Origin of the sequence: Rhodococcoides kroppenstedtii (genome assembly GCF_900111805.1) — a bacterium.
Lineage (GTDB): Bacteria > Actinomycetota > Actinomycetes > Mycobacteriales > Mycobacteriaceae > Rhodococcoides > Rhodococcoides kroppenstedtii.
Map to the genome: position 1 here is coordinate 58,637 of NZ_FOJN01000014.1, position 14,339 is coordinate 72,975.

At 69.4% G+C, this 14,339-nt stretch carries 15 protein-coding genes; 10 read left to right on the forward strand and 5 right to left on the reverse strand.

The window, feature by feature from the left end:
* The first annotated feature begins 196 nt into the window (after window positions 1-196).
* Window positions 197-2,140: an HNH endonuclease signature motif containing protein gene (locus BMZ18_RS15675; RefSeq protein WP_074922287.1), complete on the forward strand. Its 1,944-nt coding sequence runs from the start codon at window positions 197-199 to the stop codon at window positions 2,138-2,140.
* 48 nt (window positions 2,141-2,188) lie between these two features.
* On the opposite strand, the gene BMZ18_RS15680 is transcribed toward BMZ18_RS15675, so the two are convergent.
* Window positions 2,189-3,007: a PIG-L family deacetylase gene (locus BMZ18_RS15680; RefSeq protein WP_068362664.1), complete on the reverse strand. Its 819-nt coding sequence runs from the start codon at window positions 3,005-3,007 to the stop codon at window positions 2,189-2,191.
* Between the two features lie 68 nt (window positions 3,008-3,075).
* Between BMZ18_RS15680 and BMZ18_RS15685 the strand changes: the two genes are divergently transcribed.
* From BMZ18_RS15685 to BMZ18_RS15705, 5 genes are all read left to right on the forward strand, one after another.
* Window positions 3,076-3,408, forward strand: coding sequence for a DUF3140 domain-containing protein (locus tag BMZ18_RS15685; protein ID WP_068106071.1), 333 nt, complete (start codon window positions 3,076-3,078; stop codon window positions 3,406-3,408).
* A gap of 233 nt (window positions 3,409-3,641) precedes the next feature.
* The gene (locus tag BMZ18_RS15690; RefSeq protein WP_068362666.1) at window positions 3,642-4,907 is read left to right on the forward strand and encodes a glycosyltransferase; all 1,266 of its coding nucleotides are present in this window, start codon (window positions 3,642-3,644) and stop codon (window positions 4,905-4,907) included.
* A 65-nt stretch (window positions 4,908-4,972) separates the two neighbouring features.
* Window positions 4,973-5,359 (forward strand): STAS domain-containing protein, encoded by a 387-nt coding sequence (locus BMZ18_RS15695; protein WP_068362756.1) that lies wholly within the window; start codon window positions 4,973-4,975, stop codon window positions 5,357-5,359.
* Between the two features lie 49 nt (window positions 5,360-5,408).
* Window positions 5,409-5,876 carry an ATP-binding protein gene (locus tag BMZ18_RS15700; protein WP_244516565.1) on the forward strand — a complete coding sequence of 156 codons (468 nt, stop codon included), beginning with the start codon at window positions 5,409-5,411 and terminating at the stop codon, window positions 5,874-5,876.
* 101 nt (window positions 5,877-5,977) lie between these two features.
* Window positions 5,978-7,312, forward strand: a complete 1,335-nt coding sequence (locus BMZ18_RS15705; protein ID WP_082895000.1) for a PP2C family protein-serine/threonine phosphatase — start codon at window positions 5,978-5,980, stop codon at window positions 7,310-7,312.
* 3 nt (window positions 7,313-7,315) lie between these two features.
* On the opposite strand, the gene BMZ18_RS15710 is transcribed toward BMZ18_RS15705, so the two are convergent.
* Window positions 7,316-7,849 (reverse strand): CinA family protein, encoded by a 534-nt coding sequence (locus tag BMZ18_RS15710; protein WP_068362670.1) that lies wholly within the window; start codon window positions 7,847-7,849, stop codon window positions 7,316-7,318.
* Window positions 7,850-7,975: 126 nt separating this feature from the next.
* Between BMZ18_RS15710 and nadE the strand changes: the two genes are divergently transcribed.
* Entirely contained in the window at window positions 7,976-8,809 is an 834-nt protein-coding gene (gene nadE, locus BMZ18_RS15715; RefSeq protein ID WP_068102462.1) for an NAD(+) synthase, read from the forward strand.
* A 196-nt stretch (window positions 8,810-9,005) separates the two neighbouring features.
* A complete protein-coding gene (locus BMZ18_RS15720; RefSeq protein ID WP_068362672.1) occupies window positions 9,006-9,215 on the forward strand; it encodes a hypothetical protein in 210 nt (69 codons plus the stop codon).
* 78 nt (window positions 9,216-9,293) lie between these two features.
* On the opposite strand, the gene BMZ18_RS15725 is transcribed toward BMZ18_RS15720, so the two are convergent.
* Complete coding sequence (locus tag BMZ18_RS15725; protein WP_068362676.1) at window positions 9,294-10,268, reverse strand: hypothetical protein; 975 nt, start codon at window positions 10,266-10,268, stop codon at window positions 9,294-9,296.
* Between the two features lie 187 nt (window positions 10,269-10,455).
* On the opposite strand from BMZ18_RS15725, the gene BMZ18_RS15730 reads away from it, so the two are divergent.
* Complete coding sequence (locus BMZ18_RS15730) at window positions 10,456-10,764, forward strand: hypothetical protein (RefSeq protein ID WP_139203998.1); 309 nt, start codon at window positions 10,456-10,458, stop codon at window positions 10,762-10,764.
* On the opposite strand, the gene BMZ18_RS15735 is transcribed toward BMZ18_RS15730, so the two are convergent.
* A complete protein-coding gene (locus tag BMZ18_RS15735) occupies window positions 10,749-11,258 on the reverse strand; it encodes an NUDIX hydrolase (protein WP_068362680.1) in 510 nt (169 codons plus the stop codon). The genes BMZ18_RS15730 and BMZ18_RS15735 overlap by 16 nt on opposite strands.
* Window positions 11,259-11,420: 162 nt before the next feature.
* On the opposite strand from BMZ18_RS15735, the gene BMZ18_RS15740 reads away from it, so the two are divergent.
* Window positions 11,421-13,076, forward strand: a complete 1,656-nt coding sequence (locus tag BMZ18_RS15740; protein ID WP_068362683.1) for a catalase — start codon at window positions 11,421-11,423, stop codon at window positions 13,074-13,076.
* A 285-nt stretch (window positions 13,077-13,361) separates the two neighbouring features.
* Here the strand turns inward: BMZ18_RS15740 and BMZ18_RS15745 are convergent, their stop codons facing one another.
* Window positions 13,362-14,273 carry a manganese catalase gene (locus BMZ18_RS15745; RefSeq protein WP_068362686.1) on the reverse strand — a complete coding sequence of 304 codons (912 nt, stop codon included), beginning with the start codon at window positions 14,271-14,273 and terminating at the stop codon, window positions 13,362-13,364.
* Between the last annotated feature and the right edge of the window lie 66 nt (window positions 14,274-14,339).

Below are 14,339 nucleotides of genomic sequence, written 5' to 3' on the forward strand. Positions count from 1 at the left end.
TCCCCGACCGTCGTGGTGCACCGGCACGTCCATGTCCGGTGTGCGACTTGTCTACCACCCGAGCACGGACCGATCGCGCACTCACCCCGGCCTCCGGGACTTTCCGGTCGTCGCCGGGTTCGTGCGTGCGTGTCATGGATCGTGTCGGTGGGTGACGGTACACTCGAACATACGAGCGACTGGGGGGGTCGGCGACATGGCGGGTGTGCAGGTGGGGACGCAGAACACGGCGGTGCCGTGGGCGGCGCTCGACCACGCCGCCCTCGGTCTTCCCGCCACCACCGACCTCCCCTCCTCGCAAGCGCTGGACGGGCTCGTCCACGCCGCCGCCGGCGTCGCGTACCTGAAGTGGTTCGAATACCAACTCGCTGCGTCGATGCACGCGGAGTTGGTGGAGCCTTTCGAGGACGAGGACCGGCGTGAGCTCGACGCGCACACCCGCTGCGCCGCCACCATCGCCACCACGTTGTCGATCACCCAGGGGGCCGCCCGCACCCTGCTCACCGACGCCGTCGCCCTCCGCGACCGACTCCCTAGGGTGGCGGAATGCCTGCGGGACGGTGTCGTCACCCCGCACCACATCCGCACCATCGTCTCCCGCACCGAACTGATCGAAGGGCAGTGCTACGCCGCGTTGGTGGACGCCGACATCGCCCGCGCCCTCCGCAGACCCGGATCGTGGTCGCCGGCGCGGATGGAGGCCATGGTCGACATGATGGTCGACCGCCGTGATCCCGATGCCGTCCGCGCCCGGCGGGAGAAGGCGAAGCGGAATCGGGAGTTCACCGTCGAGATGGGCCGTGACGGTGTGGCGTCGGCGACGGACACCCGGCCGGCGGAGGACATCGTCGCGCTCCACGCGTCCGTGACGAGGTTGGCTGCGCAGGTGTGCCCGAAGGACACCCGCTCCAAGGCCGCGCGGGCCTCCGATGCGCACTACGCGTTGATCACCCAAACCGGATTCGGCTGCGACTGCGACCGCCCCATCACCGACTGCCGCCACAAGAACATCGACCTCACCACATTCGCGGCGACCGCGCCCCGCATCGTGATCCACCTCGTCACCGACACCACCACCCTCACCGGCCCCGTCCCCGCCCCCGAGAACGAGCGCGTCTGCCGGTCACCGCAGCACCTCCCCCGACCGGGTGTGGACCACGCAGCGGTCGAGGGCGGTCCCGTAGCGAGCCCGACCTCGGCCGAGTCGGTCGCGGCCGAACCGATTGTGTCGAAACCCGTTGCTACGGGCTCCGCCTCGGCCGAGTCGGTCGCGCCTGAAACGTCCGGGACAGAACCCGCTGCTGCCACGGAACCGTCCGCGTCGGAACCCGTTGCGGCGCCGTCGGTGTCACTGGATCGCGTCGACGTCTCCGCGGACGCTGATGAGACCGCCGCCGTCCCTGCTCATACCTGCGATGCGGACGCCGCCGACGATGCGGAGGACCACACCCGCGGGTGCGAGGAACCCATGGGCATGGACTTCGTCGACGGCGTCGGATTCCTGGCCGGCATCGGCATCGTCTCCGGCGCCCACGTCCGCGACCTCGCCGCCGACCCCGGCACGATCATCCGGCCGTTGGGTGACGGCACCGACACCCCACTGCCGGCGACGCAACCGTCGAACCCCTACCGGCCCTCCGCAGCCCTGGATGCGTACATCCGTGCGCGCGATCTGTTCTGCACCTGGCCCGGCTGCAACCGACCCGCCCGGGACGGGGACCTCGACCACATCACCGAATACGACCACACCCACCCCGAACGGGGCGGGCGCACCAACGCGGCCGGACTCGGCGCCAAATGCCGCTTCCACCACCTGCTGAAGACGTTCGCCGACTTCGTCGACGACCAGTACCCCGACCCCGCCGACCCGAGTCGGCTGATCCGCACCATCACCATCCCCGACGGACGGACCGTCCTCGGGCCGGCGTTCACCGGCCACGACGTCCACCCCGGACTCGACACCATCGTCTTCGGCGACCCACCCGACACGCCAACGCCGCGACGAGCAACGCCGGGCCTCACCGAACGCCGACGACCCGCCCCACGCACCGAGCAGAAACACGCCCGCCGACGACAGGAACGAAACCGCAACCGACTCCGCAGGGTCATCCCACCCGACGACACCCCACCCCCGTTCTAGAAACGCAGGGCGCTCAGGCGACGTCGTCGATCGTCGGCCGTCGTACAGCTAGAGCGGCAACGCCGTCTCTCTGGCCGCACCGACGGCTGCCGGTGGGGTGACGCGACGGAACCATTCGGTGCCGAACACCACGGCCAGGACGTCACGCTCCATGGCCAGGAAGGGCCCGAAATCGCCGATCTGCGACTCGTGCACCTGCATCGCGGCGCGCTTGGCATCGAGCACGGCCGTCACGTCCACCGCGGTGGTCAGTTCCGACTCCGGCAGCCCGAACGCCTCCACGTCCGGACGCGGGCCCGACTGTCCCGTCTGCCCTGCCTCGGCACCGTCCGGCTGCTCGTTCCAGGCGGGGTTGGCCTCCATCAGCATGCGCATGTGGTCCCGGTTCATGGTTGCCTCGTAGACGTACGGCACTCCGGCGAGCGCACCCGCCCGGGTGCCGACGTGGTGCACCTGTACGTGGTCCGGATGCCCGTAGCCACCGTTCGGGTCGTACACCGTCAGCACGGTCGCGTTCTCCTCGCGCAGCACCTCGGCCAGCGTCGCGGCGGCCTCCTCGACGTCCACCGTCGCGAACGCCCCGGGAGCCGTATTGCCTTCCGTCCCGGCCATTCCCGAGTCCGCGTAGCCCAGGTTCACCACGCGATGCACCCCGAGCACCGCAGCCGAGGCCGCCACCTCGGCCTGCCGTCGTTGCACCAGGGTCTCGCCCTCGTCCAGCAGCCCGTCCGGCACCTCGCCCAGCGCCCCGTCGGTGGCGGTCACCAGTACCACCCGGTGACCGGCGTCGGATGCGGACCGCATGACACCCCCGGTGCCGAAGACCTCGTCGTCGGGATGCGCGTGGAAACACACCAGCGTGCTCATCGCCCCATCGAAGCACAGCAGACGGCGGGCGAGGGTTCGACCGCCCGGCGTCCGGGAACGCCGTGTCCATGAGCAACGACACCACGGTCGACGACGTCTGGGACGACTGGAAGGACGCGGTCAATCTCACTGCCAAGCAACTGGACGAGTGGCTCGACACCGACGAATCGAAGTCCGTCGGCGATTCCTCCGACGGCGAGTCCACCGGACACGCCATGGGCCGGGAGATCGTGCGAATCCTCGGCACGAAGAAGGCGGACCTCACCGACGACGACGCTGCGAAGATGAAGAAAGTGGTCGGCTACGTGCACCGCCACAGCGCCCAGGGGCCGAAGAAGGACGTCGAGAACTCGCGGTGGCGGTACTCGTTGATGAACTGGGGGCACGACCCGCTGAAGTAGGCCCGCCCCAGCCACTCTCGTAGGCGAAGCACGGCATCCGACGCCGGTTCGGGCGAAGTATTCGTAGCCGACCCGGCTTGGTATTCGTAGCCGACCCGGCTGTGGATGTTTCCGAAGATCGGATACGGTCAATTCCACGACCACGTCCGGGTGTCGATTCTCCGGTGTCGTGCTTCGCCGTTCATCCACCAGCGGCTGTCCGTTGTCGAGACTGCAGCAGGGATGGATGTCTCATGAGAGTTGCCTTGGTGTCCGCGCACGCCGATCCTCGGGCGCCCCTGGGCGGAATCGACTCCGGCGGTCAGAACGCGCACGTCGACGCGCTGGCGGCGGCGCTGTCCGGTCGAGGTCACAGCGTGACCGTGTACACCCGATGCGCCGACCCCACCGCCCCCTCCGAGGTCGACACCGCCGGTGGCTACCGCGTGTCGTACGTTCCCGCCGGGCCGCCGGGGCCGCTGGCGAAGGAAGCCCTCGTCCCGCACCTGGGCGATTTCGCCGACGGGCTCGCGAGCCGCTGGGCTCTCGAGCGGCCCGACGTCGTTCATGCCCACTACTGGACGTCCGCTTTCGCCGCGCGGATCGCCACCCGATCCGGCCCCGTACCGACCGTGGTCACGTTCCACACGTTGGCCGAGGCGGCCCGGCGGAATCGCGGTGATCGCAGTCCCGACACCGTCGCCCGCGGCAAGGTGGAGAAGCTCCTCGCGCGCACCGCGTCGCGGGTCGTGGCCACCGCGTCGGAGGACGTCGGCGACCTCGTCCGTCTCGGCGTTCCGCGCCGGTCGATCTCGGTAATCCCGGTCGGCGTCGACCTGGACACGTTTCACCCGGCCCCGATCGCTTCGGGCGGACGTTCGCCCCGGCGGTACCGTCTCGCCGCTGCGGGACGGCTGGTGCCGCGCAAGGGATTCGACCTGACCATCGCCGCCCTGGCCGCGATCCCCGACGCCGAGCTGAGCATCGCCGCGGGCGCGAACACCGACGTCGCGTCCGATCCGGAAGCTCGTCGACTGACCGACCTCGCGCGCACCCACGGGGTCGCCGATCGTGTGCGCATCGGCCCCATCCCTCGCGACCGTATGCCGGACTTCTGGCGCGCCGCGGACCTGGCGGTCTTCACCCCCGGGTACGAGCCGTTCGGCATCTCCGCGATCGAGGCCATGGCCTGCGGAACGCCGGTGGTCGCCTCGGCGGTCGGCGGTCTGCTCGACACGGTCATCGACGGCGTCACCGGGGTCCTGGTTCCGCGGCGCAGCCCGGGTGCCGTCGCCGAGGCCGTTCGCCGTCTGCTGGACGACGACGGCTGGCGCACCGGATTCGGCATGTCGGCGGCGGACCGGGCGCGGGCGCGGTACTCGCTCGAGCACATCGCTCTGGACACCGAGCGCGTCTACACGGACGCGCTGCCGGAGCCGGCGGCCGACGACGGCGCCGAAGACACCGAGGGCGCCGACCGCGCCGTGGCCCCGACCGGCCGACTCGACCCCGTCCGGTGAGGGCTGCTTGAATGGTTGGTCGAATGCAGAGCCCGTACGTACGGGCCGGGAAAGGCAGGATGTCGATGTCGGTCGCCGAGAACTCCACGGACTCGTTCCGTGTCGACACCGAATTGCAGAACGGGGCAGCAATCCTCACGGTCGTCGGAGAACTCGACCTGGCGACGGCGCCGATCCTGCAGGACGCGGTGGACGCGGTGCGGGACGAGGCCACCGAAGCGCTCGTCGTCGATCTCACCGGAGTCGATTTCCTGGCCTCGGCCGGCATGACCGTGCTCGTCCAGTCCCATCAGTCCGTTCCCGACGGTGTCGTGTTCTCCGTCGTGGCCACCGGTGCTGCGACCGCCCGCCCGCTGCAGCTGGTGGGCCTCGACGAGACGTTCCCGATCCATGCGTCCCGGCAGGACGCCCTCGCGGCCACGGGCGACGCCCGTCGGTCCGATTTCGCCTGACCGCCGCTTCGAGGTGAGGGACCCGCGATCCGGGGGTACTACTCCCGCTGTGATCGACGCCGAGACCCCGAGGCCGGGGCCCGAACCCCTGGTACTGACCGACCTCGACGCCGACCCGCGCCGCATCTCCGACGTCCGTGTCGTCTTGTCCCGGTGGCTGTCGGCCGGGGCCGTCGAGCCCGACCGGGTGCCGGACGTCGTCCTCGCGGTGTACGAGGCCATGGCCAACGTCGTCGAACACGCGTACACCTCGTCGTCCCACCGCGGTGTGTTCGACCTGCGTGCAGAGCACACGGCCGATTCCGGTCGACTCGAGATCGCCGTCCGTGATCACGGCACCTGGTCGTCCAGCGAACCCGGCCCGCTCCGCGGGCGGGGACTGCCGCTCATCGAGACGTTGACCGACGACGTGACGGTCACCTCCGCGGCCGCCGGCACCGAGGTCATCATGCGCTGGGACCGTGCCGACGCGGTCGGCGTGCGGGGTGCACAAAGCTCCCGCGATCTCGTAGACTGAAGTCGCACGACAGCACGTCGAACTCGCACCGACCGGGGTTCCGCCTCCTCCAGACCCGGGGAGAGCACTCGCTTTCGCTCTCTGTCCACCCTGGAGGCATCATGACCGCTCTGCACGATTCCCCCGTCGACCCTCCCGACCTCGAGGTCCGGTCGTCGACGACGCCCGATCCCGCCGCCGAGGTCGAGGCTGCTCGTCTCGCCGCGATCTCCCGCTACGACGTTCTGGAAAACCCACCCGACGGCGCGTTCGATCGCATCGCCCGTCTGGCCGCGCGATGGATGGGCACGGCCTTCGCGTCGGTCACCATCGTCGACTCGGATCACATCTGGTTCGCCGCGCGCTACGGCGACGGCATTCCGGACCGCGTTCCGCGTGAGGACGGGTTGTGCTCCTCCGCGATCGCGCACGACGGCGTCTACGTCGTTCCCGATGCTCGGTGCCACGGCCCGGCCGCGGAGAATTCGCTCGTGCACGGGGAGGCGGGCATCCGGTTCTACGCGGGCGCCCCGATCGTGACGGCGGACGGCCATCGGCTCGGAACCGTCAACGTCTTCGACACCATCGCCCGCGACCCCGCTGACATCGCGGACGTCGATGTGCTGTCCGACCTCGCCGCCGTCGTGGTGGACGAACTGCAACTGCGCCTGGCCGCGATGACCACGGTGCGGGACGAGCGTGCCCGGCGCGCACGTGCCGAGTCGGACACCGTTCAGATCACCGACTACGCCGCCGTGCTGCAGCGCACGCTGTTGCCGCCGTCGCTGCCCAGAATCCACGGCCTCACCCTCGCGTCGCACTATCACGCGGTCTCGCCGCTGCAGGTGGGCGGCGACTTCTACGACGTCTTCGCGCTCGGTGACGGTCGCTGGGCGTTCTTCCTCGGTGATGTCCAGGGCCACGGGGCCGGCGCCGCGTCGGTCACCTCGTTGGTTCGGTACACGCTGCGCGCGGCCGCACTGCATCAGCCGGATCCCGCGGAGGGACTCGCCGAGCTGAACCAGGTGCTCATGCTCGACCCCACGCAGAAGCGGTTCTGCACCGTCCTCTTCGGCATCGCGACACCCGACCCACGCGGCGGTTTTCGCATCACCTTGGCCACCGGCGGACACCCACCGGCCCTGCTCCTCGATCCCGACACCGAGGACGTTCACGAAATCCGTTCCAGTACCGGCATGTTCGTCGGAGCCCTGGAGAAGGCGAACTTCAGTGCGTGCAGCTTCCGGCTCGCCCCCGGGCAGACGCTGCTGCTCTACACGGACGGCATCACCGAGGCGCGTCCGGACGGGCGCACCATGTTCGGCGAGGAGGGACTCGTCCACTTCGTGCGGCAGCGTCTCGGACGTCCGGTCGACGACGTGGTCGAGGACCTCGTCGACCTCATTCCCGGACTGCGTCCGATCGACGACATCGCGTTGCTCGCCCTCGGCGCCTGACGGTCACCAGCGGGCGCGCTCCCGCCCGTGGTCGCGCAGCAGCCGAAGTGAGTGCTCGATGGTCGCCGCGAGCACCTCGGGCGGATCACCGTCGAACACTACTCGTTCGGCGGTGACCTCACCGTGGTCGGCGAGGCCGAACCACACCGTCCCCGCCGGCACGTCTTCATCGGTGTCCGGCCCGGCCTCGCCCGTCACGGCGACCGCCAGGTTGGCACCGGTCAGGTCAGCCACCCCGGCCGCCATCGCGCGGGCGGATGCCTCGCTGACCACCGGCCCGTCGGGGACGCGCAGCAGACCGTGCTTGACCTCCTCCGCATAGGCGACGACGCCGCCGCGGAACCAGCGGCCCGACGAGGGAGCGCGACCGAGGTTGGCGGCGATGTTCCCCGCGGTGAGCGACTCGGCCGTGGCGATGCGCAGGCCGGCGCGGTCGGCGAGGTCGGCGATCTCCGCACACAGGTCCTCGAGGTCGGCGTCGCTGTCGACCCGTTCCTCCGGCTGCGCGGCGTCTCCCTCGATGCGTTCGGTCGACATTCGGGTCGTTTCCTCCTCGGGCGGTGACGTGGCGGGCCGATCGAAGCCCCGAGGCTCACGGCTTCCCCGGCCGACCGAGCGCAAACACCCTCGGCGAATCGCGGCGAACGGCGCTAGCGTTGCCCCATGAGCAGCCTCCGAGACACCATTCGCGCCGAACTGAACGTCCGGTCCTCCATCGACCCGGCCGCCGAAATCGACTCCCGCGTGGCGTTTCTCGCGGACTACGTCGCGGCCACCGGGACCGCCGGCTTCGTGCTCGGCATCAGCGGCGGTCAGGACAGCACCCTCACGGGTCGGCTGTGTCAGCTGGCCGCCGAGCGGGCACGCGAGGCCGGACACGACGTCCGATTCCTCGCGGTGCGTCTGCCCTACGGGCAGCAGGCCGACGAGGACGACGCCGTGATCGCCCTCGACTTCATCCGACCCGACGAGACGGTGCGCGTCGACATCAAGGCCTCCGCCGACGGCGCGGGCACCGCCGCGGCCGCCGCGTTGGGCGTCGACCGGCTGCGAGACTTCGTGCGGGGCAACATCAAGGCCCGTGAGCGCATGGTCGCGCAGTACGCCCTGGCCGGCGAACGCAACCTCCTGGTGGTCGGGACCGACCACGCCGCGGAGGCCGTCACCGGCTTCTACACCAAGTACGGTGACGGCGGCGTCGACCTCGTTCCCCTCACCGGTCTCACCAAGCGGCAGGGCGCGGCGCTGCTGCGTGAGCTGGGCGCGCCGGAGAGCACATGGAGCAAGGTCCCGACGGCGGACCTCGAGGACGACCGCCCCGCCCTTCCCGACGAAGAAGCACTCGGAGTGACCTACGCGCAGATCGACGCATATCTCGAGGGCGAGGACGTACCGGACGACGCCGCGACGACGATCGAGAGCTGGTACGTCAGGACCCGGCACAAGCGCACGATGCCCGTCACCCCGTCGGACACCTGGTGGCGCGAGACGCACTGAACCGATTCCGGTTGTGCAGGGGACGCGGATCGTGTGTCGACACGCCCGAATGCGGGTAACAATCGTGGCGAGCGCTCGAAAAACGTGGCGTCGAAGTCATCCGCCACTCGGGTGTTCGGTAGCTCTCCTCGTTCGAGAGCCGCGGCCGATTCACCCGTGTCGACGGATGCGAGGCACGTCGACAGGAGTTCACCCCATGACCCTGCACATCGAAGAACCGTCGCCCCGCGAACCGGGGCCTGCGCCGTCCGGACGCGACACCGCTCGCGACGTCGAGACGGTGGTCTGGTCGGACGACGGAGCGACCCGTGACTGGTGGGAGAGCGTGATGTCCCGCTGCACGTCGTACGTCCCCCAGCGTGACCGCCGTCGTCGTACACCGCGTCCGCCCTCGGCTCGCGCCTGACCGACCGCCGACGAACGAACGCCCCGGATCCGATCGGATCCGGGGCGTTCGTCGTTCGCAAACCGTCGTGGGCATCGATCACTCGACGCCGACGACCTCCTTGGCGATGGCGGCGATCCGCGTCTGCGCGGCGGAGACGACGCTGTGGCGGTTCTTGTGCTGCTCCTCGTAGGCGAGGACCGTGCGGACGTCGGCGGGTGCGTCGAGGTCCTTGATCGCGGCGACGGCCGCGGAGACGTTCAGCTCGTCGTAGCCGTCGACGGGCAGCTCGTCGGCGGACAGCGAACCGGTGGCCGCGCGGGCCTTGTGGATCGCGTCGGCGACGCCCTCCGCGCCACCCTCTCGCGTGGTCTCCTCGGCGGCCTCGAGCGCCGAATCGCGGCTCGCCACCAGCGTGTCCACGGTGAGCTCGCCGGCCCTCTGGCCGCGGCCGAGCAGCTCGGCCACCTTGGTGGGCACCTCGCGGGCGGTGTCGACAGCACGGTCGACGCTGCGAGCGGACCACGTGACCGGCGTGTTGATCAAGCGCACGGCAGCGCCGGTGGCGGCCTGAATCGGCGTACGACGCAGGGCGGCCGGGCCACCGAGGGCGTCTTCGGCCAGGACGGTCGTGAGCCAGTCGACGGTCGCGGAGTGCGCGTCGATCAGGCTGTCGGCCAGCGAGACGACGGCGGTGTCGTTCGTCGCGGTGGCCAGCGCCTTGACGTACCGGGCGCGGTCGAGAAGCTGGTGCTCGAGCGCGAGGTCACCGAGCAGGGCCTCGTCGAAGGGCTGCGCCTGCTCGGCCACGGCCTTCAACGCGGCGGTGAGGCGGCCGAGCAACGGTGCGACGACGTCCGGGGTGCTCCCCAGATCGCGGATGGCGGTCGCGATGCGCTCGGATCGGGTACGTCCGTTGGCGGCGTTCTCCTCGAGCTCGCGACGCACCGCATCGGTTCGGGCCTGGACGACGCGGGTCTCGGCCACCTGCACCTCGGTGTTCGTCAACTGGAGCAGGGCGCGCAGCTGCGCGACGAGGGTTCCGCGCTGGGTGTCGATCGAGATCTGTGCCATGGTTTGCTCGAACTCCTGACGTGTCGTCGGTTGCCGCGCACGACGCGCGGCGTCGAATCGATCGGTCAGGGGTTACCTCTCGGTAGGAACGGGAAAACCCCGGTGTGTTCGACGCCATAGCAGACAGCTGGGCGCACCGCCACACCGGCCCCTGCGGTTCACAACCGCCCCACGAGAGGTGACCGACATGAGCACCGACAGCACCGATCTCCCCGACCTCGACGCCGTCCAGGACACGATCGACGAGGCGAAGCGCGCAGCGGAGAAGGCTCCTACCGTGGACGCCCCCGACGGTCCCGTCGGCAGCGGCAGCGGCGGCAGCGACAGCACCGATCCGGCCGGGGCCGATCAGGATCGCCTCCACGACACCGACGACGGGCCGGGTGAACAGACGGCCGACGCCGCCGAGGCGACTCTCGACGAGTTCGGTGGCGGGGAGACGACCTCCGACGACGGGTCGACCGAGAACGGCGGGGGCGGTCAGGGCGCTGCCTGATCGTCCCGGACCGGTGACGAGTCGAACGATCGGGCCGACAGTCGCGCGAACGCGTCGAGCAACGGCACCTGACCCACGAGGATCTTGCGCCGCGCCGTCTCCAGGTCGAACCACGCGACCCGGTCGATCTCCGGAACGACCATCGTTCGCCCCGACCGCGGGGGCCACACGATCTCCGCGTCGTTCGACCGGAGCGTCGCCGGATCGAAGTCCCCGCGGACGGCGAACGCGGTGACGTGCTTCGCACGGGACTGAGCGACGGTCCCCAGGTCGTGCCACGGCCCGGTCGGCGGGGGCGAGCCGAGTTCCTCCTCGAACTCACGCGCGGCGGCGACGGCCGGGTTCTCGGCGGCGGGGTCGAACTCCCCCTTGGGCACCGACCACGCGCCGTCGTCCTTGCGCGCCCAGAACGGCCCGCCCGGGTGGGCGAGCAGCACCTCGGGCGCACCCTCCGCGCCGAGACGGTGAACCAGGACGCCGGCGCTGTGCTTCACCTCGCCGATGCTAGGCCCGGTCGACGTGTCCTCCGGCGGGCACGATCACGAGCCCCCCGGGTTTTCCGCGTCGTCTCACGGGTAGGTCGTGCGCGGGCCGATTCTCGCCCGACGAGATCGGCACCGGTAGCACCGATCACCGACGACAGCCGAGGAGCTCACATGACCGACGTCGCCTCACAGGGCTCGCCCCCGTCCGACGACCGTGGACACCTGACCGACCGTCAGGGCCATCCGATCTACGACAACCAGAACCAGCGCACTGTGGGGTCGCGCGGTCCGGCGACTCTGGAGAACTACCACTTCCTCGAGAAGATCAGCCACTTCGACCGAGAACGCATCCCCGAGCGCGTCGTCCACGCGCGCGGCGCGGTGGCCTACGGGTACTTCGAAGCCACGGGCACGTGGGGCGACGAACCCATCGCGAAGTACACCCGCGCGAAACTGTTCTCCGAGAAGGGAAAACGGACCGATCTCGCGATCCGCTTCTCCACCGTCATCGGCGGGCGGGACTCGTCGGAGGCGGCGCGTGATCCGCGTGGTTTCGCGGTCAAGTTCTACACCGAGGACGGCAACTGGGACCTCGTCGGGAACAACCTCGGCGTGTTCTTCATCCGCGACGCGGTCAAGTTTCCCGACGTGATCCATGCGCTCAAGCCGGATCCGGTGACGTTCCGGCAGGAGCCCGCGCGCATCTTCGACTTCATGTCGCAGACCCCCGAAGCGATGCACATGCTCGTCAATCTCTTCTCCCCGCGCGGCATTCCGGCCAACTACCGCACGCAGCAGGGCTTCGGCGTGAACACCTACAAGTGGGTCAACGCCGACGGTCAGACCCATCTGGTCAAGTACCACTGGATCCCCAAGGCCGGGGTGGCGTCGTTCACCGAGGAGGACGCGGCCGCCACCCAGGCGACCGACCTCGGACACGCCTCGAAGGACCTCTACGAGCACATCGAACGCGGCGATTTCCCGGAATGGGAGCTGCGCGTGCAGTTGATGAGCGACGACGAGCACGAGGAGCTGAACTTCGACCCGCTCGACGACACGAAGGTGTGGCCGGAGAACGACTTCCCGCCGAAGGTGGTGGGCCGCATGGTGCTGGACCGGAACGTGTCCAACCACTTCACCGAGAACGAGCAGATCTCCTTCGGCACCGGTGTCCTGGTCGACGGACTCGACTTCTCGGACGACAAGATGCTCGTCGGACGCACGTTCTCCTACTCCGACACCCAGCGGTACCGTGTCGGACCGAACTACCTGCAGCTCCCGGTCAATCAGCCCAAGGCGCGGGTCGCGACCAACCAGCAGGGCGGGTCGATGCAGTACTCCGTGGACGACGTCGGGGCCAACCCCCACGTCAACTACGAACCGTCGATCACCGGCGGGCTGCACGAGGCGCAGTACCCGACGCACGACGAGCAGGGCCCGGAAATCCGTGGCCGACTCACACGCAAGCGCCTCGAGCGGACCAACGACTACGAGCAGGCCGGTCAGCGATACCAACTCATGGATGCGTGGGAACAGGACGATCTGGTGGCCAACCTGACCGCCAACATCTCCGAGGCCACCCGCGAGGTGCAGGAGCGCATGGTGTGGCATTTCCTGATGTGCGACGACGAGCTCGGCGCGCGGGTGGGCGAGGGTCTCGGCATCACCGCGGACGACGTGCGCGAGCTGCCACCCCTGGCGTCGCAGACGCTCTCGGACGTCGAGGAGGAGCGCCGGTCCAAGCTCGGGAAGAACGGCCCGCGCGACGTCACCGGACTCACCATGACCCACTGCGTCCCGAACGAGCACGTGGTCGTGTCCCGGTAACTCCGGACAACCGTCTCTGGACAACGCCGGGGGCCGGGTTTATCGTCGAAGATGCCCGATCATCTGGTTCTTCTCGAAGGTTGGTGGTGCCCATCGACGAATCGAAATCCGTTGCCGCGCATCGTCTGCCGAGTCCGAAACGGACGTCGACGGGCGATGGAACGCAGCGCTGAACCACGAGAACACGAACACCTGAATTCACAACCATCCGATCACCGCGAAGCCCCCCGGTAGCGAGCTACCGGGGGGCTTCGTTCGTGCCGAGTCCGTGCTGCGTGTGCTGGGTCAGCCGGCGTTCGGGTCGAGCGTTTCCTTGATCTTGCCCATCACGCCCTTCTCCGTCCCGAGGGCGGCGTTCGACGGCTCGCCCAGACCGCCGTCGTACGTCACGTACAGCTTGGGGTCCGGCGGCGGCCCGCTCTGCACGTTGCCGAGCGGCTGCGGGTCGGCGAGAAACCTGTTCTCGTGACGGCCGTCCGGTGCGGTCCCGTGGGCCCACCGCCCCTTGTCGGACTCCGTGCCGTCCGACAGGTGCCAGAGCGTGCTCGCGTGCTCCTCGTACTCCTCGTCGAACAGGTCGTTCGGGGCGACGACGCCCTCGACACCGTCGGCCTGCAGTTCCTCGATCGCGGCCAGCCACATGTTCTGGTGGTAGGTGTCGCGAGCGAGGTTGAACTTCAGCATGGCCTTCACGCCCGGATCGTCCGTCATGTGCCACAGACGCGCGGTCTGCACGCGGCCCTGGGCCTCGGCGGCGACGTTGGCGCGGAAGTCGGCGAGGAGGTTGCCGCTCGCGACGATGAAGCGGCCGTTCCAGGGCACACCGTTACTGTCGGCGAGGTTCGGGCCCCCGCCGGACACGATGGCCTGCTGCGGATCCATGCCACCCATGACCGCGGCGACCACCGGATCCATCGCCGCGTTCTTCGTGGACTCGGTGGCGGGCGCACCCTCGAGCAGGCGCGCGACCATGGTCGCGAGCATCTCGACGTGACCGATCTCCTCGGTCGCGATGTCCATGATGAGGTCCTTGTACTTGCCCTTCATGCGGCAGTTCCAGCCTTGGAACAGGTACTGCATGGTGACGGTCATCTCCCCGTAGGCACCGCCGATCAGTTCCTGCAGTTTGCGGGCGTAGACGGGGTCCGGCTTCTCCGGCGCGACGTCGAACTGCAGGTGGTCCGTGTGACGAAACATGGGTGTCTCCCGACTGTGGGACGAACGTGTGATCGTGCTCGGCCTGTCGGGTGGTCTCCATCCAGG

Coding starts and splice junctions, on each gene's coding strand:
- BMZ18_RS15675 (WP_074922287.1), top strand. CDS start 197: ATGGCGGGTGTGCAGGTGGGGACGCAGAACACGGCGGTGCCGTGGGCG.
- BMZ18_RS15680 (WP_068362664.1), bottom strand. CDS start 3,007: ATGAGCACGCTGGTGTGTTTCCACGCGCATCCCGACGACGAGGTCTTC.
- BMZ18_RS15685 (WP_068106071.1), top strand. CDS start 3,076: ATGAGCAACGACACCACGGTCGACGACGTCTGGGACGACTGGAAGGAC.
- BMZ18_RS15690 (WP_068362666.1), top strand. CDS start 3,642: ATGAGAGTTGCCTTGGTGTCCGCGCACGCCGATCCTCGGGCGCCCCTG.
- BMZ18_RS15695 (WP_068362756.1), top strand. CDS start 4,973: ATGTCGGTCGCCGAGAACTCCACGGACTCGTTCCGTGTCGACACCGAA.
- BMZ18_RS15705 (WP_082895000.1), top strand. CDS start 5,978: ATGACCGCTCTGCACGATTCCCCCGTCGACCCTCCCGACCTCGAGGTC.
- BMZ18_RS15710 (WP_068362670.1), bottom strand. CDS start 7,849: ATGTCGACCGAACGCATCGAGGGAGACGCCGCGCAGCCGGAGGAACGG.
- nadE (WP_068102462.1), top strand. CDS start 7,976: ATGAGCAGCCTCCGAGACACCATTCGCGCCGAACTGAACGTCCGGTCC.
- BMZ18_RS15720 (WP_068362672.1), top strand. CDS start 9,006: ATGACCCTGCACATCGAAGAACCGTCGCCCCGCGAACCGGGGCCTGCG.
- BMZ18_RS15725 (WP_068362676.1), bottom strand. CDS start 10,268: ATGGCACAGATCTCGATCGACACCCAGCGCGGAACCCTCGTCGCGCAG.
- BMZ18_RS15730 (WP_139203998.1), top strand. CDS start 10,456: ATGAGCACCGACAGCACCGATCTCCCCGACCTCGACGCCGTCCAGGAC.
- BMZ18_RS15740 (WP_068362683.1), top strand. CDS start 11,421: ATGACCGACGTCGCCTCACAGGGCTCGCCCCCGTCCGACGACCGTGGA.
- BMZ18_RS15745 (WP_068362686.1), bottom strand. CDS start 14,273: ATGTTTCGTCACACGGACCACCTGCAGTTCGACGTCGCGCCGGAGAAG.